General features: G+C 71.9%; 20 protein-coding genes. 15 read left to right on the top strand and 5 right to left on the bottom strand.

All coding sequences use genetic code 11. The annotated features are described in order from the left end of the window. Positions 1 to 72: 72 nt before the first annotated feature. A complete protein-coding gene (locus ABCS02_RS09050) occupies positions 73 to 1,041 on the bottom strand; it encodes a hypothetical protein (RefSeq protein WP_345835309.1) in 969 nt (322 codons plus the stop codon). Positions 1,042 to 1,152: 111 nt separating this feature from the next. Between ABCS02_RS09050 and ABCS02_RS09045 the strand changes: the two genes are divergently transcribed. Further along, complete coding sequence (locus ABCS02_RS09045) at positions 1,153 to 2,769, top strand: serine hydrolase (RefSeq protein WP_345835308.1); 1,617 nt, start codon at positions 1,153 to 1,155, stop codon at positions 2,767 to 2,769. A gap of 51 nt (positions 2,770 to 2,820) precedes the next feature. Here the strand turns inward: ABCS02_RS09045 and ABCS02_RS09040 are convergent, their stop codons facing one another. Further along, positions 2,821 to 3,687, bottom strand: coding sequence for an A/G-specific adenine glycosylase (locus ABCS02_RS09040; RefSeq protein WP_345835307.1), 867 nt, complete (start codon positions 3,685 to 3,687; stop codon positions 2,821 to 2,823). A 127-nt stretch (positions 3,688 to 3,814) separates the two neighbouring features. Here ABCS02_RS09040 and ABCS02_RS09035 point away from each other — a divergent pair, with 127 nt between their 5' ends. From ABCS02_RS09035 to ABCS02_RS09015, 5 genes are read left to right on the top strand one after another with little or no spacing between them, the layout of a single operon-like run. Then, positions 3,815 to 4,366, top strand: a complete 552-nt coding sequence (locus tag ABCS02_RS09035) for a hypothetical protein (protein ID WP_345835306.1) — start codon at positions 3,815 to 3,817, stop codon at positions 4,364 to 4,366. After that, on the top strand, positions 4,366 to 5,253 hold the full coding sequence (gene truB, locus ABCS02_RS09030; protein WP_345835305.1) for a tRNA pseudouridine(55) synthase TruB: 888 nt from the start codon (positions 4,366 to 4,368) through the stop codon (positions 5,251 to 5,253). Before ABCS02_RS09035 ends, truB begins: the two co-directional genes overlap by 1 nt. Further along, positions 5,250 to 5,618, top strand: coding sequence for a hypothetical protein (locus ABCS02_RS09025; RefSeq protein ID WP_345835304.1), 369 nt, complete (start codon positions 5,250 to 5,252; stop codon positions 5,616 to 5,618). Before truB ends, ABCS02_RS09025 begins: the two co-directional genes overlap by 4 nt. A gap of 44 nt (positions 5,619 to 5,662) precedes the next feature. Further along, positions 5,663 to 6,094: a hypothetical protein gene (locus tag ABCS02_RS09020; RefSeq protein ID WP_345835303.1), complete on the top strand. Its 432-nt coding sequence runs from the start codon at positions 5,663 to 5,665 to the stop codon at positions 6,092 to 6,094. Next, on the top strand, positions 6,091 to 7,047 hold the full coding sequence (locus ABCS02_RS09015) for a bifunctional riboflavin kinase/FAD synthetase (RefSeq protein WP_345835302.1): 957 nt from the start codon (positions 6,091 to 6,093) through the stop codon (positions 7,045 to 7,047). Before ABCS02_RS09020 ends, ABCS02_RS09015 begins: the two co-directional genes overlap by 4 nt. Here the strand turns inward: ABCS02_RS09015 and deoC are convergent. Continuing rightward, positions 7,041 to 7,757 carry a deoxyribose-phosphate aldolase gene (deoC, locus tag ABCS02_RS09010; protein ID WP_345835301.1) on the bottom strand — a complete coding sequence of 239 codons (717 nt, stop codon included), beginning with the start codon at positions 7,755 to 7,757 and terminating at the stop codon, positions 7,041 to 7,043. The genes ABCS02_RS09015 and deoC overlap by 7 nt on opposite strands. A 93-nt stretch (positions 7,758 to 7,850) precedes the next feature. Here deoC and ABCS02_RS09005 point away from each other — a divergent pair, with 93 nt between their 5' ends. The 4 genes from ABCS02_RS09005 (at position 7,851) to ABCS02_RS08990 (ending at position 12,973) form a co-directional block, all read left to right on the top strand. Beyond that, positions 7,851 to 8,468, top strand: coding sequence for a hypothetical protein (locus ABCS02_RS09005; protein ID WP_345835300.1), 618 nt, complete (start codon positions 7,851 to 7,853; stop codon positions 8,466 to 8,468). 168 nt (positions 8,469 to 8,636) lie between these two features. Beyond that, positions 8,637 to 10,793, top strand: a complete 2,157-nt coding sequence (locus ABCS02_RS09000; RefSeq protein WP_345835299.1) for a DEAD/DEAH box helicase — start codon at positions 8,637 to 8,639, stop codon at positions 10,791 to 10,793. Positions 10,794 to 10,882: 89 nt separating this feature from the next. Further along, on the top strand, positions 10,883 to 11,911 hold the full coding sequence (locus tag ABCS02_RS08995) for an ATP-dependent 6-phosphofructokinase (protein WP_345835298.1): 1,029 nt from the start codon (positions 10,883 to 10,885) through the stop codon (positions 11,909 to 11,911). A gap of 66 nt (positions 11,912 to 11,977) precedes the next feature. After that, entirely contained in the window at positions 11,978 to 12,973 is a 996-nt protein-coding gene (locus tag ABCS02_RS08990; RefSeq protein ID WP_345835297.1) for a heparan-alpha-glucosaminide N-acetyltransferase domain-containing protein, read from the top strand. Positions 12,974 to 12,979: 6 nt separating this feature from the next. On the opposite strand, the gene ABCS02_RS08985 is transcribed toward ABCS02_RS08990, so the two are convergent. Next, complete coding sequence (locus ABCS02_RS08985) at positions 12,980 to 15,100, bottom strand: S9 family peptidase (protein ID WP_345835296.1); 2,121 nt, start codon at positions 15,098 to 15,100, stop codon at positions 12,980 to 12,982. 54 nt (positions 15,101 to 15,154) lie between these two features. On the opposite strand from ABCS02_RS08985, the gene ABCS02_RS08980 reads away from it, so the two are divergent. The 3 genes from ABCS02_RS08980 (at position 15,155) to ABCS02_RS08970 (ending at position 17,998) form a co-directional block, all read left to right on the top strand. Further along, positions 15,155 to 16,069, top strand: a complete 915-nt coding sequence (locus ABCS02_RS08980) for a phosphodiesterase (RefSeq protein ID WP_345835295.1) — start codon at positions 15,155 to 15,157, stop codon at positions 16,067 to 16,069. A gap of 31 nt (positions 16,070 to 16,100) precedes the next feature. Further along, positions 16,101 to 17,555: an aspartate ammonia-lyase gene (locus ABCS02_RS08975; protein WP_345835294.1), complete on the top strand. Its 1,455-nt coding sequence runs from the start codon at positions 16,101 to 16,103 to the stop codon at positions 17,553 to 17,555. A 92-nt stretch (positions 17,556 to 17,647) separates the two neighbouring features. Further along, the gene (locus tag ABCS02_RS08970; protein ID WP_345835293.1) at positions 17,648 to 17,998 is read left to right on the top strand and encodes a DUF4190 domain-containing protein; all 351 of its coding nucleotides are present in this window, start codon (positions 17,648 to 17,650) and stop codon (positions 17,996 to 17,998) included. 54 nt (positions 17,999 to 18,052) lie between these two features. Here the strand turns inward: ABCS02_RS08970 and ABCS02_RS08965 are convergent, their stop codons facing one another. Continuing rightward, entirely contained in the window at positions 18,053 to 18,916 is an 864-nt protein-coding gene (locus ABCS02_RS08965) for a fumarylacetoacetate hydrolase family protein (protein ID WP_345835292.1), read from the bottom strand. Positions 18,917 to 19,098: 182 nt separating this feature from the next. Here ABCS02_RS08965 and ABCS02_RS08960 point away from each other — a divergent pair, with 182 nt between their 5' ends. Together ABCS02_RS08960 and ABCS02_RS08955 are read left to right on the top strand one after the other, a co-directional pair. After that, on the top strand, positions 19,099 to 19,467 hold the full coding sequence (locus ABCS02_RS08960; protein ID WP_345835291.1) for an FKBP-type peptidyl-prolyl cis-trans isomerase: 369 nt from the start codon (positions 19,099 to 19,101) through the stop codon (positions 19,465 to 19,467). Positions 19,468 to 19,581: 114 nt separating this feature from the next. Then, on the top strand, positions 19,582 to 20,139 hold the full coding sequence (locus ABCS02_RS08955) for a YceI family protein (protein ID WP_345835290.1): 558 nt from the start codon (positions 19,582 to 19,584) through the stop codon (positions 20,137 to 20,139). Positions 20,140 to 20,180: the final 41 nt, after the last annotated feature.

Genomic DNA, 20,180 nt, shown 5'->3' with positions numbered 1-20,180 from the left:
CCCTTCCGGTGTCGCTCTCGCACGGTTCGACGGACGTCGAACCGTGCGAGAGCGACACCGGAGCGGCCCGGGTCAGCCCGAGGGGGCGTCGCGGTCCGCGGCCCAGGCCGCGCCGAGGCCGAACAGGGTCGAGACGCCGTAGTGCGCCATGCCCGCCGAGACGCGCCGGCGGCCCGTGCGGGGGTTGATCCCGAGCGTTCGGGAGGCGGCATCCAGGGTCATCCCCTGACGCATGAGGTGCAGCAGCGGGGTCCACGGCTCCTCGGGGTCGTCGAGCGAGGTGCCGGCGGCCCACAGGCGCTCGAACAGGCCGAGCGCGAGCTGGGCGAGCGCCGTGTGGCGGATCGCCAGGATGCTCGTCGGCCAGGACTCGCCCCACGTGAACGGCAGCGCGAGCAGGCTGCCATCGATCCAGAACCAGCTCGGCAGGTCGGCGAGGAGCCGGAACTGCACGCCCGCCGCGGCATAGCGGCGCGCGATCGCGCGCAGCGCCGGGTCGTCGGCGACGGCGCGCGGAACGATGGCGCGGACCGAGTCTTTGCGGGCGAACGCCGCCGCGAAGCGCGCGGCGCGCTCCGTGTCCGTGCTCAGGAACCGGCTGACATCCGGGAGCACGGCGACCGCTGCGTCCCCCGACTCGCCGGAGGTCTCGTACCAGAGGTCATCGGTGGCGCGTTCCCCGTGCCGCGTGATGACCGGCACGGCGTGGGCCTCCGCCTCGCCCACCGCCCACTGCCGCGCGAGCCGGGGGAGATCCGCCATCATCGTCGCGGCGTGCGAGAGCGTCGCGGCGGATGCCTCCCGCAGCTGCGCGCTCTCGCGCGCGATGACGGACGTGGTCCACGCGAGCGGGTCCGGATAGCGCAGCGCGCCATCCGCCTCGACGCGGACCGCGCCCGCGCGCTCGAGCGCCGCGAGTCCGGCCCGGAGCCCCGCCTCATCCCGCCGCACCAGGGCGGTGAGCTCGGCCACCGTCGCGGGGCGGGCCCGGTAGATCGTCTCGAGCAGCGCGCTTTCCTCCACGAGCCCATTCTCGGGCATCTGTCCTCTTGCGGACGCCCGCTTGCGGACATGTCCGGAAGCGGAGCTTGCCGTGTCCGCTTTCGCCCTCGCAGACTGGGGAGAATCCCCCTGGAAAAAGAGGAGCTCGTCGTGCCCGGACGCCGAATGAGACGAAGCGTGTTCGGCGGCATCGCGATGCTGACCGTGCTCGCGATCGCGACGGGCTGCGCCGCAGCCTCGCCGAAGACCGTGGCGATCACGCCCGGGGATCGGCCGAACGCGGACACCGTGGCGCTGCCGGCCGAGCAGGCTGCGCTCGTGGATGCCGCGGTGAAGCGCCTCCCCGACCTGATCACCGACGGCCTGACCCGTACCGGGGTGCCGGGCCTGGCGGTAGCCGTCGTCTCCGGAGACCAGGTGGTCTACTCGGGTGGCTTCGGCGTGAAGGACACACGCACGGGCGCGCCGGTCGACACCGACACCGTCTTCCAGATCGCCTCGCTCTCCAAGCCCCTGTCGGCGACGGTCGTCGCGAAGGCGGTCGGCGACGGCACCGTCACGTGGGACACCCCGGTGCAGCGCGAGATGCCGACGTTCACGCTGGCGGATCCGTACGTCACGGCGAACGCGACGATCGCGGACTACTTCACCCACCGCAGCGGCCTCCCGACGGACGCCGGCGACGACCTCGAGGACCTCGGCTTCGATCGCGCGACGATCCTGGATCGCCTGCACCTCATCCCGCTCGCGCCGTTCCGGAGCACCTACCAGTACTCGAACTTCGGTCTGACGACCGGCGCGGAGGCCCTCGCCGCGGCGCGCGGCGAGACGTGGGAGCAGACCGCCGACCAGCTGCTCTTCCAGCCGCTCGGAATGACGAGCACGAGCTCGTCGCACGCCGACTTCCTCGCAGCGCCCGATCACGCCGTCCTCCACGTGAAGACGGGCGACCGGACGTTCGAGCCGCTGTTCGACCGCGATCCGGACGCCGAGGCGCCCGCTGGCGGTGATTCGTCCACCGTCGGCGACATCGCGACGTGGATGCGGCTGATCCTCGACGGTGGGAAGCTCAACGGGCAGCAATACCTCGATCCGGCGGCGCTCCTGGCCATGACCTCGGCGCAGATCGTGAACGCGACCGGTCCCACGGTCGACAACCGCCCCGGCCACTACGGCTACGGGATCGGCGTCGGCTCGACGGCGGCCGGCCGCGTGACGCTGAGCCACTCCGGCGCGTTCGGATCGGGCGCCGCGACGACCGCCACGCTCGTGCCCAGCCTCGGCCTCGGCATCGTCGTGCTCACGAACGCCGCGCCCGTCGGTCTCCCCGAGGCGATCACGCAGGAGTTCCTCGACCTCGTCCAGTACGGCGACCTCTCGCGCGACTGGGTGGACACCCTCGGCCAGGCCTTCGCGCGCTTCGCCGCGCCGTCCGGGGATCTCGCCGGTGAGCAACCGCCCGCGAACGCCGCGCTTGCGGCGCCGGCCTCGGCGTACGTCGGCACGTACACCAGCCCCTACTTCGGGAACCTCGTCGTGACCGAGTCGGGTGGGCGGCTCCAGGGCGCGATGGGGCCGACCGGCGGCTACACGTTCGCGATCGACCCGTGGAACGGCGACACCCTGTCGTTCGTACCCACCGGAGAGGGTGCGCTGCCGGGGTCGCAGTCGTCGGCGACGTTCGTGCGCGCCGGCGACCAGGCCACGCAGGTCACGCTGCAGTACTTCGACAAGTTCGGGCTCGGCACCTTCACCCGGGTGAGCTGAGCCGCAGGCTGCCCGCCCGCTCGCGCGCACCGCGGGCGGGCGGGTGCGGGGTCACCGGGGGAGACGCAGGACGCCGGCGGATGCCTCGGCCAGCCCGTCGGCGATGAGGGAGTCGATCGCACGGTCGCGCTGCGCCGGGTCGGGCCAGTCCGGAACCACGGTGTCGAGCGCGGCGGCGTGCTCCGCGGCCTCGCGCAGCACGCGGAGCACCGCGCCGCGCGCCTGGCGGTCGCTGCCCTCGTAGCGCGCCTGCCGGCGGCGGAGGTCCGGCGTATCGGGGTGCCCGGCAGTGCGCCACGCGCAGCGATCCGCGAGGGGGCACGCGTCGCAGCGCGGGGCGCGCGCCGTGCAGACGGTCGCGCCGAGCTCCATCGCCGCAGCGTTGACCACCGCCGCCGCGTGTCGATCGGCCGGCAGGAGCGCCGCCATCCGCTCGAGGTCGCGTCGGGACGGCGCATCCGGGTGCGCCCGCCCCTCGACGGCGCGCGCGAGCACGCGGCGGGTGTTGGTGTCGACGACGGGGTGCCGGTCGCCATAGGCGAACACGGCGACGGCGCGCGCCGTGTAGTCGCCGATCCCGGTCAGAGCCAGGAGCGCGTCGATGTCCCGCGGCACCGTGCCGTCGTGCCGATCCCGGATCTCCGTCGCAGCCCGGTGCAGCCAGAGCGCCCGACGGGGGTACCCGAGGTTCGCCCAGTGCCGCACGGCGTCCGCGGGCGTCGCCGCGGCGAGCGCCGCGGGCGTCGGCCAGCGTTCCAGCCAGGCCTCGAGGTGCGGGATGACCCGGTTCACGGGCGTCTGCTGCAGCATGAACTCGCTGACGAGCACGCCCCAGGCTCCGAATCCCTCCCGCCGCCACGGCAGGTCCCGCGCGTTCTCGCGGTACCACGCCCCGAGCGGCGCGGCGAAGTCGGGCATCCTCCCACCCTAGGTCGCGCAGAACTCCTGCACTTCTGTCCCCGAGGTCCGCCGGGAGGCGGATCCGGGGGCCACGCCGCCCGGGCTGCAGGAGTTGTGCGGCGGCGGCGCGGCCTAGGCTGGGGGCATGCGCCTGCCGATCACGCCTGCGACCACGCTGTGGCGCGAGCTGCGTGACGAGGTGCGCCACCACTACCCCCGTGGACGGATCGTGATCGGCGTCGACGGGACGCGTGCGGCGGCGTTCGCGGACGGCCTCGCGGAGACGTTCGCCGAGGACGGCGGCGTCGCCGTCCGCGCCTCGCTCGCGGCGTTCCTCCGCCCTCGCGCGCACCGCACGGACGACGCCCCGTACGACACCGCGACGTTCCGTCGGGTGCTGATCGACCCGTTCCGGGACCTCGGACAGACGGGCGGCACGGCGGGGTTCCAGCTCGCCGCGTTCGACGCCGAGCGGGACACGCCCGTCGTGGCGCAGTGGACGACCGCGCCGCGCGACGCGATCCTGATCGTCGACGGAACCGGGTTGCAGCAGCCGGGTCTCGCGGGCCTGTGGAACTGGACCGCGTGGCTCGACGCCGGCGAGCCGCATCGGCAGGGCGAGGCGACGCGGGCCGACGCGATCGTCGACGTGACGCGCCCGGGCGATCCGCGGCGGGTCTTCCGGGACTTCTGCTGATGCTGGATCCGGTGGGCATCCTGCCGGTCGACAAGCCGGGCGGGATCACGAGCCACGACGTCGTCGCCCGCGCGCGCAGGGCTCTCGGCACGCGGAAGATCGGGCACGCGGGCACCCTCGATCCGATGGCGACGGGCCTCCTGATCCTCGGGGTGGGCGCGGCGACGCGCTTGCTGACGTTCCTCGTCGGCCTCGACAAGACGTACACCGCGACCGTCCGCCTCGGCGTCGCGACCGACAGCGACGACGCGGACGGCGAGGTCACGGGCGAGACGGATGCCGCCGGTGTCGAACGCGCCCGGATCGAGGCCGCCATGACGGCGCTCACGGGACGCATCGCGCAAGTGCCGAGCACGGTCTCTGCCATCAAGGTCGGCGGCCGGCGCGCGTACGACCTCGCCCGAGCCGGGGAGGAGGTCGAGCTCGCGGCGCGCGAGGTCGTCGTCTCGCGCTTCGCCCTCCTCGACCTTCGCCCCGTCGGACGCGCGCTCGACCTCGACGTCGTCGTGGACTGCTCGAGCGGCACCTACGTCCGCGCGCTCGCGCGGGACCTCGGCGCCGCCCTCGGCGTCGGCGGCCACCTGACGGCCCTGCGCCGGACCCGGATCGGGGACTTCGACGTGGCGGATGCGGCGGGCCTCGACGCGCTCGATCCCCAGCGGCTCCTCCCTCCGGCCGAGGTCGCGGCCCGCGTGCTCGGCCGGCTCGACGTCACGGCGGAGGAGGCGCGCGACCTCCGGCACGGGAAGCGGATCGGCGACGCCGCCCGCCTCACCGGCGAGCGCGCCGCTGCCATCGATCCGGACGGCGTCCTCGTCGGGATCGTGGAGCGCCGGGGGAGCGAGCTCAAGAGCCTCATGAATATGCCGGAAGGGGCATCCGCGTGATCCTGTGGTTCACCCTCGTCCAGGTCGGCGTCGCCGTCGTCGGCGGCATCCTGTGCCTCGTCCTCGGTCTCGCCGGGCGGCGCCCGAGCGACCTCACCGTCGGTGCGCTGGCTCTCCTCGAACTGCTGCTGATCGCGCAGGTCGTGATCGCCATCGTCTCGCCGCTCGCGGGGAATCCCCCGACCGGCAGCGCGCTCGAGTTCTGGGTGTACCTCATTTCCGCGGCTCTTCTCCCGCCCGCGGGCGTCGCATGGGCCCTCCTCGAACGCAGTCGCTGGAGCACGGTCGTCATGGGGATCGCCGCGTTCGCGGTCGCGATCATGGTGTGGCGCATGTACGTCATCTGGACCGTCCAGAACACCTGAGCCCCGGGGGCCGGGTGTCCCGCACCCTCTAGACTCGATACGCCATGTCCTCGACGTCCGCCTCCCCCCGCCGCATCCGCGGGCTCGGCACCCTTCTCGTGATCGTGTACGGGATCATGGCGCTCGCGGCGACCGGGCGGTCGTTCGTGCAGATCGTCGGCGACTTCGAGGCCGCGCCCCTCGCGTATTCGCTGTCGGCGCTCGCGGCCGTCGTCTACATCCTCGCGACGCTTGCGCTCGTCTTCTCCGGCTCCCGCGCCTGGTACGTCGTCGCGTGGGTCGCGATCTGCTTCGAGCTGGCCGGGGTCCTGGTCGTGGGCACGCTGAGCCTGCTCGACGCCGCGCTCTTCCCGCACGACGCCGTGTGGTCCCTCTACGGCTACGGGTACGTCTTCGTCCCGCTCGTGCTTCCGGTCCTCGGTCTGTGGTGGCTGCGGGTGCACCGCCCCGCGGCGGTCCCCGCAGCGGCGGGATGATCGTCTTCCACGACCCGGGGGAGGTGCCGCCGGGATTCGGGCCGTCGGTCGTCGCGATCGGCAAGTTCGACGGCGTGCACGCCGGCCACCGCGTGGTGCTCGAGCGCGCCCGGGTGGATGCCGCCGCCAACGGATGCGCCGTGGTCGTGGTCACCTTCGACCGGCATCCGCTGAGCGTCCTGCGCCCCGGCAAGCGTCCGGAGAGCGTCGCCGGGGTGTCGCAGAAGCTGCGGCTGCTCGCCGGGATGGGCGTCGACGCCACGCTGCTCCTCACCTTCGACGCGCGGCTCGCGGCCCTTTCGCCCCGCGATTTCGTGCGCTATGTGCTGGTGGAGCAGCTGCAGACGCGAACCGTGCTCGTCGGCAACGACTTCCGATTCGCGCGGGACGGGGCAGGAACGCCGGAGACGCTCGTCGCGCTCGGCGAGGAGTACGGCTTCCGGGTGGACGTCGTCGAGGACGTGCGCGCGATCGACAACGAGCGGCGGGTCTCCTCGACGTGGATCCGCGAGGCGCTCGCCGACGGTGACATCGAGACGGCCTCCCGGCTCCTCGGCCACGCGCCGTCGGTCTACGGAGAGGTCGTTCACGGCCTCAAACGCGGGCGCGAGCTCGGCTTCCCGACAGCGAACCTGTCTCACGATCTCGAGGGGTTCGTGCCCGCCGACGGCATCTACGCCGGCTGGCTCGTCGACGAGTCGACGCCGCTGCGCCCGGGCACCCGGTACCCCGCCGCGATCAGCGTGGGAACGAACCCGACGTTCGACGACGTCGAGGTGCGGCAGGTCGAGGCCTACGTTCTCGACGAGGTCGACCTCGACCTGTATGGGCACATGGTCGAGGTGGAGTTCACGGCGCGGATCCGCGGGATGGTGGCGTTCTCCGACGTCGAGGCGCTCACCGAGCAGATGACCGACGATGTGCGCCGCGTGCGGGACGTCCTCGCTCAGTAGCTCGACGGGTCCGCAGCGCCGCTCGCGGCGGCGCCGGAGCGGATGTCCTGGAGCTCGCCCAGGATCGTCGCGCTCGCGCTCGTCCCGAGCCGGGTCGCCCCGGCATCCAGCATCTCGAGGGCGGTCGCGAGTCCCCGGACGCCGCCGGATGCCTTCACCCGGACCCCGGGTCCGACGCTCGCACGCATGAGCCGGACGTCGGCCGTGGTCGCCCCGCCCCCGCCGAAGCCCGTCGAGGTCTTGACGAAGTCCGCGCCGGCGCGCTCGGCGAGGCGGCAGCCGCGCGCGATCTGCTCGGCGTCGAGGAAGGAGGTCTCGAGGATCACCTTCACGACGCGGCCCTCCGCCGCGTCCACGACCGCGCGGATGTCGTCCGCAACGACGTCATCGAAGCCGGAGCGCAGCGCGCCGATGTTCACGACCATGTCGAGCTCGACTGCTCCGTCGGCGACGGCGCGGCGGGCCTCCGCGACCTTGGCGTCGGTCGTCGTCGCGCCGTGCGGGAACCCGATGACCGTGCCCACCGCGACGCCGGTCCCCGCGACACGGACGACGGCGTGCGCGACATCGGCGGGGCGCACGCACACGCTGAAGACGCCCCACTCGACCGCGACCGCGAGCTCGGCATCCACCTCGGTGCGCGTCCCTTCCGGGCGCAGGATGGCGTGGTCGATCGTCGCGGCGAGCTCCGCCACGGTGAGTTCCGGCATGCGTCCAGGGTACGGCCGCGTCGCGGGACGCCCGAGTCGCGCCGGGTTAGGCTCGGACGGCGCGCGCGGGCGCACGGATGTGGGAGGTCGGTCATGCTCCGGAACGGACGGACGAGGCTGGCCGCAGTGGCCGGCGTGCTGCTCGTCGCGGCGTTCGTGACGGCCTGTTCCCCGGATCCCGGGCCGGCACCCGTGACAACGGACGCGCTGCCTCCGGCGGCTGCGGACGGGCCGACGGAGACCCCGACGCAGACGCCCGCGCCGGTGACGCTGCCGGCGTCTTGCGCCCAGCTCTACTCGCCAGCGATGTTCGCCGCGCTCCCGCAGACGGGCCCGCTCAACGACCCGGGCATGCAGCTCCCGTCAACGCAGATCACGAGCGCCCTCGTGATCCTCCAGAGCGGCATCCCGACCCTGCGCTGCACGTGGGGCAGTCCGTCCGGGAAAGGGTTCTCGACGAACGCCTCCGTAGTGTCCGCGGACCAGGCGACGAAAGTGCAGGCCGCGCTCGACGAGGCCGGTTTCACGTGCCAGACGCAGGCGGCGGGCGTGCTCTGCACGGTTTCCGGTACGACGTCCGACCTCAACGGTCAGGCCGTGACGCACGGGGAGACGCAGTACCTCGACGGTGCGCTCTGGGTCACGACGGCGTGGGTCGGCGCGCTGCCGGACGGCTACACGCAGGACATCGTCCACACCCTCGGCCGGTGAGCGGCCGGATGCCGTAGACTCGTCGTGGCGTTCCGCAGCGGCGCGCACTCGCCGTAGCGAGTGATCCACTGGTCGGTTCCGCCCTGTTCGCATCGACACGGCTCTGCTGCGTGCGAACGTCATCTCCGACCGGTTCGCCCGGTCGCCGGCACGACGCTCAGGAGGAGCATGCCGACCACGGCACCCGCCGCAACGCGGCACAGGAAGCCGAGCTCGTCTCGTCGCGACGACGAGGCGCCCCTCATCCCGATCCTCGCCCGCAAGGTCCGCGAGGTCGAGGCCAAGGCGCAGCGCGGAAAGCTCGGCCCGACCAATCGCGTGAAGTTCCAGGTCATCGCGTTCCTGGTGCGCGAGGAGCGCGCGCGCGTCAAGAGCGACGCCGACGTCACCGACGCGGCTCGCGCGGAACTCCTCAAGCGGCTCGACGGCGTCGCGACGATCCTCGCCAAGACGGCGGCGCGCGACACGTCCCTCATCCAGCTCCTGGAGGTCGACCAGGCCACGTCGCCGGTCGCCCGCCGGATGCGCCGCGATTGGCTGCTCGAGTCCGGCGCCGAGCTGCCGCCGGACGAGCTGATCATCACCGACGTCGTCCCCGCCGCGACCCCGGTCGTCCCCGCGGCTGTCGCGTCGCGGCAGGTCGTGCCGACGGCGATCGAGGCGCGCCAGCTCGCGAACCCGTTCCTCGCGCCCGACCTCACCGCCCGCCCCGCGGGCGACACCCCGCGCCGCCGTCTCGACGGCTGGGAGCTGATGGGCCCGCTGTACAAGGCGTTCGAGTCCGGCGCCGGCGGGGGAGCGGCCACGATGGACCTCCCGCCCGTCCCCGAGTTCGACCACCTCTCGCCGCGCGGGCTCGACGTCATGCCGCACCAGTCGCGGTTCCTGGAGGCCGTCCGCGACGGTCACCGGACCTTCCTGCTCGCCGACGAGCCGGGGCTCGGCAAGACCGCCGAGTCGGTGCTCGCGGCCTCCGTCGCCGGCGCCTACCCGCTGCTCGCGGTGGTCCCGAACGTCGTGAAGATGAACTGGGCCCGCGAGGTCTCGCGGTGGACGCCGCAGCGGCGTGCGACGGTCATCCAGGGCGACGGAGAGGACGTCGACGCGTTCGCGGACGTCTTCATCGTCAACTACGAGATCCTCGACCGGCACCTCTCCTGGCTCGGCTCGCTCGGGCTCAAGGGCATGGTGGTCGACGAGGCGCACTTCATCAAGAACCTGACGTCGCAGCGCTCGCAGAACGTGCTTGCTCTCGCCTCCCGCATCCGCGAGAACGTCCGCAACCCGCTGCTGCTCGCCCTCACCGGAACGCCGCTCATCAACGACGTCGAGGACTTCGACGCGATCTGGCGCTTCCTCGGGTGGACGAACGGCGAGAAGCCGGGTCCGCTGCTCATGGGGCGGCTGGACGAGACGGGTCTCACGCCCGCCGACAAGGCGTTCTACCCGGCGGCGCGTGATGCCGTGATCTCGCTCGGCATCGTGCGGCGCAAGAAGAAGGATGTCGCCGCCGATCTTCCGGACAAGCTCATCGCCGACCTCCCGGTCGAGCTCGACGACGAGTACGGGCGCTCCATCCGGCAGGCCGAGCGCGAGCTCGGGTCCCGGCTCGCCGCGCGCTACCGGCGGATCGTCGAGGCTCGCGGCACGGCGCACCGGGCCGGTCCGATCCCGGCCGACGAGGTCGACCACGACATCGTGCGGCTCGTCGCGCAGCACGAGCTCGACGAGTCGAAGTCCGCGGCGGCGGGCTCCGAGAACGTCTTCACGATGGTGCGGCGGATCGGTCAGGCCAAGGCGGTCCTCGCGGCCGACTACGCGGCCCAGCTCCAGCGCTCGGTCGGCAAGGTCGTGTTCTTCGCGAAGCACATCGACGTGATGGATGCCGCGGAGGCGCACTTCGCGGCGGCGGGCATGAAGTCCGTCTCGCTCCGCGGCGACCAGACGTCGGCCGCGCGCCAGCAGGCGATCGACGCGTTCAACGACGATCCGGCGGTCGGCGTCGCCGTCTGCTCGCTCACGGCGGCGGGTGTCGGCGTGAACCTCCAGGCGGCGTCGAACGTCGTGCTCGCGGAGCTGTCGTGGACCGCGGCGGAGCAGACGCAGGCGATCGACCGCGTGCACCGCATCGGGCAGGACGAGCCGGTCACCGCATGGCGGATCATCGCGGCGCACACGATCGACACGAAGATCGCCGAGCTGATCGACACGAAGCAGGGTCTCGCGGCCCGCGCGCTCGACGGCGAGGCCGTGGATCCGTCGTCCAGCGACTCCGTACAGCTGTCCGCGCTCATGCACCTGACGCGCGAGGCGCTGACCTCGTAGTCCGTCCTCGCCCCCGCCCGCATCCCGGCGATAGGGTCGAGGCGGGCAATGGCGCCTGGTCTCGTCCGCCCGACAGCAGGGATCCACATATGAAGATCGGCATCCTCACCAGCGGGGGCGACTGCCCCGGTCTCAACGCCGTCATCCGCGGCGTGGTGCTCAAGGGCACGAAAGCGTACGACCTCGAGTTCGTCGGCATCCGCGACGGCTGGCGGGGTCTGGTGGACGCCGACTTCTTCCCGCTCACGCGCCACGACGTGAAGGGCCTCTCGAAGGTCGGCGGCACGATCCTGGGCACGAGCCGCACCAACCCGTATGAGGGGGCGCGCGGCGGCGCGGAGAGCATCGCCCGGACGATGCGCGACCACGGCATCGACGGCATCATCGCGATCGGCGGGGAGGGCACGCTGGCCGCGGCGAACCGCCTCCACAAGGACGGGATCGCGGTCCTGGGCGTGCCGAAGACGATCGACAACGACCTGCGTGCGACCGACTACTCCTTCGGCTTCGACACGGCCGTGAACATCGCGACCGAGGCGATGGACCGGCTCCGCACGACCGGTGACTCGCACCAGCGCTGCATGGTCGCCGAGGTCATGGGCCGCCACGTCGGGTGGATCGCGCTGCACGCCGGGGTCGCCGCGGGCGCCCACGTCATCTGCATCCCCGAGGTGCCGATGTCGCTCGAGGAGATCTGCGCGCTCGTCGAGAAGGCGCACGACCGCGGCCGCGCGCCGCTCGTCGTGGTCTCCGAGGGCTTCACCCTCACGGGCATGGACCAGGCCTACAGCGACAAGGGCCTCGACGCCTTCAACCGGCCCCGCCTCGGCGGCATCGGCGAGGTGCTGGCGCCGGAGATCGAGCGGATCACGGGGATGGAGACGCGCGCCACGGTGCTCGGCCACATCCAACGCGGCGGCTCCCCGTCCGCGTTCGACCGTGTCCTCGCCACGCGCCTGGGTCTCGCCGCGGCCGACGCCGTGATGGACGGGGCATGGGGCGAGATGGTCGCCATGCACGGCACCGACATCGTGCGCGTCCCCTTCGAGGACGCCCTCGGCGAGCTCAACAAGGTCCCCCTCTACCGCTACGAAGAGGCCGCCGCCCTCTTCGGCTGACCCACCTGATCCCGCTTGGCGGGACGGGGGCGGCGGGGGAACGGGGCGAGGGGTAGCGTGAGGGCCATGGCGGTGTCGAGCGATGTATCCCCGGAGAGGGATGCCGCGGCAGGCGGGCCTGCGACGGGACGGATCCTCTCCGTCGACCGCTTCCGCGGCGCCCTCGTCATCCTCATGGTGGGCGGGAACTACCTCGGCGGCGTCGGCTTCGTGCCGTCCTGGCTCAAGCACGCGCCGGACATCGGCCTCACGGTCGCCGACCTCGTCGCACCGGCGTTCGTCTTCGCGATCGGGCTCTCGTACGGTCCGTCGTTCGCGCGCCGAGCCCGCTTCGGTCTCGGCGTCGCCTACCGCCACTTCCTCACGCGCTACCTCGCCCTCATCGGCATCGGCGCGATCCTCACGGCCGGCGGCACCGCCGTCGCCGGCCAGCCCACCGACTGGGGCGTGCTCCAGGCGATCGGCGTCGCGGGCCTGATCTGCCTCGTCGTCATCCGCTTCGGCACCGTCGTCCGCTTCGCCGCGGGGGCGGTCCTGCTCGTCGTGTTCCAGCTCATCCTCGAGGCGGGCGCGGTGCCGGTCGTCCACGCCTCGGTGCAGGGCGGGTTCGTCGGCGCGCTCTCGTGGGGCGCGCTCCTCATCCTGTCGACGGCGGTCGCCGACGTCTGGCGCCGCGGGCTCCTGCCGCTCCTGCTCTGCTCCGGCATCCTCACCGTCGTCGCGGTGGTGTCGGTGTTCGTGGTGCCGGTCGCGAAGACGCGCGTCTCCCTCAGCTACGTGCTGGTGACGCTCGCGGTCGCCTCGATCGCGTTCCTGCTGACGGATGCCGCGGCTCGCGCGCTCCCGCGCCGCGCGGGCCTCGTCTCCTGGTGGGGCGAGTACCCGCTCGTGCTCTATCTCCTGCACCTGCTGCTGCTCGCGCTCGTCGTGCTGCCGGACGCGCCGTGGTGGTACGCGGACGCGCCGCCCTGGCTCGCCGCCGCGCAGCTCGCCGTCATCCTCGTCGTGCTGTCGTGGGTCGCGTGGCTCCTGCACCGGGGCCGCGCCCGCGTGCGGCTCTGACCCGGCTCAGGACTCCGCGACGCCGAGCACATCGAGGAGCCAGGCGAGCTCGAACGCGCGCTCCCGCCACGCGTTGTAGCGGCCGCTCACGCCGCCGTGGCCGGCGGCCATCTCGCACTTCAGCAGCGCATCTGCTCCGGTCTCGCGCAGCCGCGCGACCCACTTCGCCGGCTCCACGTAGAGGACGCGCGTGTCGTTGAGCGACGTGACCGCGAGGATCCGCGGATAGGTCACGCCGTCGCGCACGTTCTCGTACGGCGAGTACGACTTCATGTACGCGTACACGTCGGCGTCGTGCAGCGGGTCGCCCCACTCGTCCCACTCGATGACGGTGAGCGGCAGCGAGGGGTCGAGGATCGAGGTCAGCGCGTCCACGAACGGCACGTCGGCGAGGATGCCGGCGAACAGCTCCGGCGCGAGGTTCGCGACCGCGCCCATGAGGAGGCCACCCGCGCTGCCGCCTTCCGCAACCAGGCGGTCGGGAGTCGTGTAGCCGTGGTCGATCAGGTGCGTCGCGCAGTCGACGAAGTCGGTGAACGTGTTGCGCTTCGTGAGCGTCTTGCCGTTCTCGTACCACCCGCGACCCATCTCGCCCCCGCCGCGCACGTGCGCGACGGCGAACACGACGCCGCGGTCGAGCTCCGACAGCCGCGGCACGGAGAAGCTCGGATCGATCGAGTGCTCGTACGAGCCGTACCCGTAGAGGTGCAGGGGTCGGGGGGCCGACCCGGCGTCGCCGAACGAGCGCTTCCACACGAGCGAGATCGGGATCTCCGCGCCATCGGCGGCCGTGGCCCAGACGCGGGCCTGCGCGTAGTCCGCGGGGTCGTATCCGCCGAGGACCGGCTGGCGCTTCAGGAGCGTCAGCCCTGCGGTCGCCACCTCGTAGTCGTACACGGTGCTCGGGGTCACGAACGAGCCGTACCCGAGCCGCAGGACGGGCGGTGCCCACTCCGGGTTCGACCCCGCGCCGACCGCGTAGAGCGGCTCGTCGAACGCGAGCTCGTCCACGTCGCCGGTGGCGTAGTCCAGCATCCCGATCCGTGGGAGGCCCGCGCGCCGGTAGCCGACGACGCCCCAGTCGCGGAAGGTCGACAGGCCGAGCAGCCGCCGGCCGGGCTCGTGCGGGAGCACGACCTCGCGGGGGCCCGCGGGATCGGATACCGCAACGCGCACGAGCTCGAAGTCGAGGGCGTCCTGGTTGTGGAGGATGTACAGGACGTCCTCGCCGTCGACGACGGCGTGCGAGGAGTCGTACTCGACCCCCTCGTTGCGCGGCCACACCACGCGCGGTTCCGACCGCAGGTCGGTCGCGTCGACGAGCCACTCCTCGGACGTGATCGACGACCCGACGCCGATCATGAGGTACCGCTCCGAGCGGGTGAAGCCGGCGTCGACCCAGTACCGCTCGTCGGGCTCGTGGAAGAGGCGCGTGTCCGACGCGACCGGGGTGCCGAGCTCGTGCAGCCACACCGTGTCGGGGCGCCAGGCCTCGTCCACGGTCGAGTAGACGACGAACCGGCCGTCGGGGGAGAGGGAGGCGCCGGCGAACGTGTTCGGGATCTCGTCGGGCAGCGCGGTCCCCGTCGCGAGGTCACGGACTCGCAGCGTGTAGCGCTCGTCGCCCTCCGTGTCGACGCCGTAGAGGAGGAGTGCGCCGTCGCTCGACGCGTCGAACGAGCCGAGCGAGAAGAAGTCGTGTCCCTCCGCCTCGGCGTTGCCGTCGAGGAGCACCTGCTCGTCGGGGGCCTCGACGCCCGGCGTCAGCTCCGGCGGCGTCCAGTCGTCCGGGCCCGTGAGCGGCGCGCGGCAGTGGATGCCGTACTGCTGGCCCTCCACGGTCCGGGAGTAGTACCACCAGCGGCCCTGTCGCACCGGCACGGAGAGGTCCGTCTCCTGCGTCCGGTCCTTGATCTCGCCGAAGATCCTCGCCTGCAGTCCTTCGAGGCCCGCGGTCCGCGCGCGGGTGTACGCGTTCTCCGCCTCGAGGTGCGCGAGGACGTCGGCGTCGTCCTTCGCCCGCAGCCACTCGTACGGGTCCTCGAACGCGTCGCCGTGGTGCTCGCGCACGACGGGGCGACGCGCGGCTGTCGGAGGGGCGGAAAATGCGGGGTTCAGGTCGGCCACATGTCCACGCTATCCGGCTGCGTGGTGTCCGGTCGCCGCCCTAGGCTGGGCGGCATGGATGCCGTGCAGTTCGGTCAACACGCCCCCTACCGCCGGCTCATCGTCCACCTCAGCGACACGCACCTGCTCGCGGGCAACCCGCCGCTCGGCGGCGTGTACGACACGGCCTCCGGCCTCGCGCGCACGCTCGCGGCCGTCGAGGACCTCGGTGTCCGGCCGGACGCGATCGTGTTCACAGGCGACCTGACCGATCTCGGCGAGCCCGAGGCGTACCGCGCGCTGAAGGCCGCGGTCGATCCAGTCGCCGCTCGGCTCGGCGCCCCGGTCGTGTGGGTCGCCGGCAACCACGACGAGCGCCCCGCGCTGCACGAGGCCCTCCTCGGCGAGACCCCGACCGAGCGGCCAGTCACGGGGGTGTGGGACCTCGGCGGCCTGCGCCTCGTGGCGCTCGACACGTCGGTGCCCGGCTGGCACCACGGCGACCTCGACGATGCACAGCTGGCCTGGCTGTCCGACGTGCTCGCCGAGCCGGCGCCGCTCGGCACGATCCTCGCGATGCACCATCCGCCGCTGCCGAGCCACCTACCCGTGTTCGACATCCTCGAGCTCCGCGACCAGCCGCGTCTTGCCCGTGTGCTCGCGGGCACCGATGTCCGCGCGATCCTCGCGGGGCACCTGCACTACTCGACGAGCGGCACATTCGCCGGCATCCCGGTGAGCGTCTCGGCCGCCACCTGTTACACGATGAACCTCGCGCGTCCGGCGGCGTCGGTCAACGGGATGGATGCCGGCCAGTCGTTCCAGCTCGTCCACGTGTGGGACGACACGATCACGCACGCCACCGTGCCCGTCGTCGACGCGCCCACCGGCGGGTTCTTCACCGCCGAGTGGGTGGCGCGCATGGCGGGTCTGAGCCCGCAGGAGCGCCTCGACGCCTTCTCCCGTAAGCCGCCGCGGGTCCCCGCGTAGGCTCTCACCGACATTCGACCCGAGGAGCTCCATGTCGCAGGACGCGACCACGCGCACCGAGACCGATTCGCTGGGGTCGATGGAGATCCCCAGCGACGCCTACTGGGGCATCCACACGGCCCGGGCGCAGGTGAACTTCCCGATCACGAAGCGTCCGATCTCGGTCTATCCCGAGCTCGTGGTGGCGCTCGCGATGGTCAAGCAGGCCTCCGCTCGCGCGAACCGCGAGATCGGTGTGCTCGACCCGGAGCGGGCCGATCTGATCGACCGCGCCGCGCAGCGGATCATCGACGGCCAGCTGCACGACCAGTTCGTCGTCGGGGTGATCCAGGGCGGCGCCGGGACCTCCACGAACATGAACGCGAACGAGGTCATCGCCAACCTCGCGCTCGAGCTCGCCGGCCGCCCCAAGGGCGACTACGCGTACCTCTCGCCGATCGACCACGTCAACCGCAGCCAGTCCACCAACGACGTGTACCCGACGTCGGTGAAGATCGGGCTCTCGATCGCGCTGCGGAGCCTGCTCGACGAGCTCGCGCTGTTGGGGGCGTCCTTCCGCGCGAAGGGGGTCGAGTTCCACGACGTCGTGAAGGTGGGCCGCACGCAGCTGCAGGATGCCGTGCCCATGACGCTCGGGCAGGAGTTCCACGGGTTCGCGACGACGCTCGGCGAGGACGAGCAGCGGCTCCGCGAGAACGCGCAGCTGCTGACCGAGATCAACATGGGCGCGACCGCGATCGGGACGGGCATCACGGCGCATCCCGCTTTCGGGGGCGCCGTCCGGCGGCACCTCAGCGAGATCGCGAGCCTCGACCTGCTGACGGCCGACGACCTCGTGGAGTCGACGAGCGACACCGGCGCGTTCATGTCGTTCTCGGCATCCCTCAAGCGCAACGCCATCAAGCTGTCGAAGATCTGCAACGACCTGCGTCTTCTTTCGAGCGGGCCGCAGGCGGGACTCGGCGAGATCGACCTGCCGCCCCGCCAGGCCGGGTCGAGCATCATGCCCGGCAAGGTCAATCCGGTGATTCCCGAGGTCGTCAACCAGGTGGCGTTCGCAGTGGCGGGGGCGGATCTTACGGTGACGATGGCCGCCGAGGCGGGGCAGCTGCAGCTCAACGCGTTCGAGCCAGTGATCGCCCATTCGATCTTCCAGTCGATCACGTGGATGCACCAGGCGATGTGGACGCTCCGCGTGCACTGCATCGACGGGATCACGGCCAACCGGGAGCGCCTCGGCGCGATGGTCGGCTCGTCCGTGGGCGTCGTGACGGCCCTGACGCCGTTCATCGGCTACGCGGCCGCGGCGGCGCTCGCCAAGACCGCGCTCCTAACCGGGCGGTCGGTCGCCGACCTGGTGGTGGAGGCGGGGCTCATGACGCGCGCGGAGGTGAAGAAGCAGCTCTCGCCCGCGCGCCTCTCCGGACTCGAGGCGATCACGACGACGATCCCCGTGATGCGCGCCCCGGAGGACATCGTTCCGTGATCGCGCGACGCGCCCTCGGGGTGCTTGCGGGAAGCTCTCAGCAATCGCTAAGGTTCGGGATTGACCAGCCACACTTTCCTATTGGAGGAATCGTGACCGAACCCACGTCGTACCCCGCGGCCCCCGCGCCCGCACCCGCTCAGTCCGGATCCGCGCCCGGCCGCACGCTTGGCATCGTCGCCATCTTCGTTGCGATCTTCTTCAACATCATCGGCCTCATCCTCGGCATCGTCGCGCTCGTCCAGAGCCGTCGTGCCGGGGTCAAGAACGGCCCCGCGATCGCCGCGATCATCATCGGCGCGGTCCTGATCGTGATCGGCATCATCATCGTGATCGTCGTCTCGGTGACGGTCGGTGCCGCCGTCAACGACCTCATGCGGCAGTGCGCCGAGCTCGGCGCGGGGAGCCACGTCATCAACGGCGTGACGGTCACCTGCAACTGATCTGACAGAGAAAGCGCCGGCGCGGATCATCCGCGCCGGCGCTTTCTCGTTGCCTCAGTCCAGGATGCGGCAGTGCGTCGTGAGCTCGCCGATGCCGTCGATGCCGACCGTCACGGTCGAGCGGTCGCGCAGGAAGATCTGGGGATCCCGCGAGTAGCCGGCGCCGCCGGGGCTGCCCGTCGAGATGAGCGTGCCCGGCAGCAGCGTCGCCGACTGCGACAGGTGCGAGACGAGCTTCGCGACACTGCGGATCATCTGCCCGGTCGTGGCATCCTGCACCGTGTGCCCGTCCAGCACCGTCCAGATCCGGAGCGCCTGCGGGTCGGGGATCTCGTCCGCGGTCACGACGAAGGGCCCCGTCGGGGTGAAGCCGTCGAACGACTTGCACCGCGACCACTGCGCCTCGGCGAACTGGATGTCGCGGGCGGTGATGTCGTTGACGACCGTGTAGCCCCACACGTGTCGGAGGGCGTCGGCCTCGGCGACGTCCTTCGCGGGCGCGCCGATGATCACCCCGAGCTCCGCCTCGTAGTCGACCGACGTCGACAGGGTGTGCGGCCAGGTGGTCGTGCCCTCGTGCCCGGTGAGCGAGTTCGGCCAGAGCACGAAGACGGTCGGTGCGGTGTCGGCCTTGAGGCCCAATTCGCTGGAGTGCGCGGCGTAGTTGAGGCCGACCGCGAGGATGGCAGGCGGGGCGAGCACCGCCGAGGCGAACCGCTGTCCGTCGAGGGCTGCCGGCACCGCCGTCGGCGCGGCCCGTCGCACGCGATCGAGCTCGGCGGTGCCACCTTCGATGAGCTCGGAGAGCAGCCGGGGTGCGCCGGGATAGAGCTCGTCCACGAGCCGGACCTCGTCGCCGTCGATGAGACCGAGTCGGGGTCCGTCGGATCCGGGTACGAGGAGATGAGCGAAGCGCACCCCCTCAGGCTACCGAAGCGTGTCGGGCCGGGGCCTCGACGAGACAGACTCAGCGCCCGGGCCGCGGCGATGCCTGCGTGTCCTCCGGGCGCTGAGTTGATCTCGTCCCAGGATGCCGACGGGTCCGGATCCTGTCAAGAGTTCGCCACGGAGGCCCGGCCGCGCATGCTTGGATGGAAACCATGAGCGACAACCTGTCCAAGCCCGAGATCGATGCCCCCGCCGGCCCCGCCCCCGCGGAGCTCGTGATCCGCGACATCGTCGTCGGCGACGGCGCCGAGGCGGTCGCCGGTGCGACCGTGACGGTCCACTACGTCGGCGTCGAGTTCGAGACCGGCGAGGAGTTCGACTCCTCCTGGGGTCGTGGCGAGAGCATCCAGTTCCCGCTGCGCGGCCTCATCCAGGGGTGGCAGGACGGCATCCCGGGCATGCGCGTCGGCGGTCGCCGCGAGCTCGTCATCCCGCCCGCCCTCGCCTACGGTCCCGCGGGCGGCCACTTCCTCGGCGGGAAGACGCTGATCTTCGTCATCGACCTCGTCGCGGTCGCCTGATCCGTCACCGGATCGTCACGACGAATTTGCATTCGTCGGAATAGATCCGCGGCGGGCGCGGTTGCTCCTCGGTGAGGCCGCGATCGGCGCGGCGCAGGACTGCGGAGGGCACCCATGACTGACTCGACCATCGACATCCCCGGCTACAAGGCGGGCACCTGGGTGCTCGACCCGGTGCACAGCGAGGTGACGTTCTCGGTGCGTCACATGATGATCTCGAAGGTGCGCGGCTCGTTCGGGGTCAAGGCGGCGACGCTCGTCGCTCCCGAGAACCCGCTCGAGACGACCGTGACCGCGACGGCGGATGTCGCCTCGGTGAACACGAACTCGGAGCAGCGCGACCAGCACCTCCGCTCGGCGGACTTCTTCGACGCCGAGACCTTCCCGACGATCGGTTTCACCTCGACCGGCGTCCGCGTCGAGGGCGGCGACTTCCTCGTCGACGGCGACCTGCAGATCCGTGGCATCACGAAGCCGGTCACGTTCGAGGTCGAGTTCAACGGCTTCGGCACCGACCCGTACGGCAACTACAAGGCGGGCGCGACGGCGAAGACCGTCATCAACCGTGAGGACTTCGGCCTCACCTGGAACGCGGCGCTCGAGTCCGGCGGCATCATGGTCGGCAAGGACGTCACGATCGAGCTCGACCTGCAGGGCACCATCCAGTCCTGACCCCCGCGGGCCCGGGCCCCACCCCTTCGGGGCCGGGCCCC

It is taken from the genome of Microbacterium sp. X-17, from assembly GCF_039615055.1.
This window is presented reverse-complemented; position numbering and strand designations above follow the sequence as displayed.

Bases quoted from the DNA above. Each gene is read 5' to 3' on its own strand.
- ABCS02_RS09040 (WP_345835307.1), bottom strand. From the start codon at position 3,687: ATGCCCGACTTCGCCGCGCCGCTCGGGGCGTGGTACCGCGAGAACGCG.
- ABCS02_RS09005 (WP_345835300.1), top strand. From the start codon at position 7,851: ATGCTCCGGAACGGACGGACGAGGCTGGCCGCAGTGGCCGGCGTGCTG.
- ABCS02_RS09000 (WP_345835299.1), top strand. From the start codon at position 8,637: ATGCCGACCACGGCACCCGCCGCAACGCGGCACAGGAAGCCGAGCTCG.
- ABCS02_RS08955 (WP_345835290.1), top strand. From the start codon at position 19,582: ATGACTGACTCGACCATCGACATCCCCGGCTACAAGGCGGGCACCTGG.
- ABCS02_RS08975 (WP_345835294.1), top strand. From the start codon at position 16,101: ATGTCGCAGGACGCGACCACGCGCACCGAGACCGATTCGCTGGGGTCG.
- ABCS02_RS08980 (WP_345835295.1), top strand. From the start codon at position 15,155: ATGGATGCCGTGCAGTTCGGTCAACACGCCCCCTACCGCCGGCTCATC.
- ABCS02_RS09050 (WP_345835309.1), bottom strand. From the start codon at position 1,041: ATGCCCGAGAATGGGCTCGTGGAGGAAAGCGCGCTGCTCGAGACGATC.
- ABCS02_RS09020 (WP_345835303.1), top strand. From the start codon at position 5,663: ATGTCCTCGACGTCCGCCTCCCCCCGCCGCATCCGCGGGCTCGGCACC.
- ABCS02_RS09035 (WP_345835306.1), top strand. From the start codon at position 3,815: ATGCGCCTGCCGATCACGCCTGCGACCACGCTGTGGCGCGAGCTGCGT.
- deoC (WP_345835301.1), bottom strand. From the start codon at position 7,757: ATGCCGGAACTCACCGTGGCGGAGCTCGCCGCGACGATCGACCACGCC.
- ABCS02_RS08960 (WP_345835291.1), top strand. From the start codon at position 19,099: ATGAGCGACAACCTGTCCAAGCCCGAGATCGATGCCCCCGCCGGCCCC.
- truB (WP_345835305.1), top strand. From the start codon at position 4,366: ATGCTGGATCCGGTGGGCATCCTGCCGGTCGACAAGCCGGGCGGGATC.
- ABCS02_RS08990 (WP_345835297.1), top strand. From the start codon at position 11,978: ATGGCGGTGTCGAGCGATGTATCCCCGGAGAGGGATGCCGCGGCAGGC.
- ABCS02_RS09015 (WP_345835302.1), top strand. From the start codon at position 6,091: ATGATCGTCTTCCACGACCCGGGGGAGGTGCCGCCGGGATTCGGGCCG.
- ABCS02_RS08995 (WP_345835298.1), top strand. From the start codon at position 10,883: ATGAAGATCGGCATCCTCACCAGCGGGGGCGACTGCCCCGGTCTCAAC.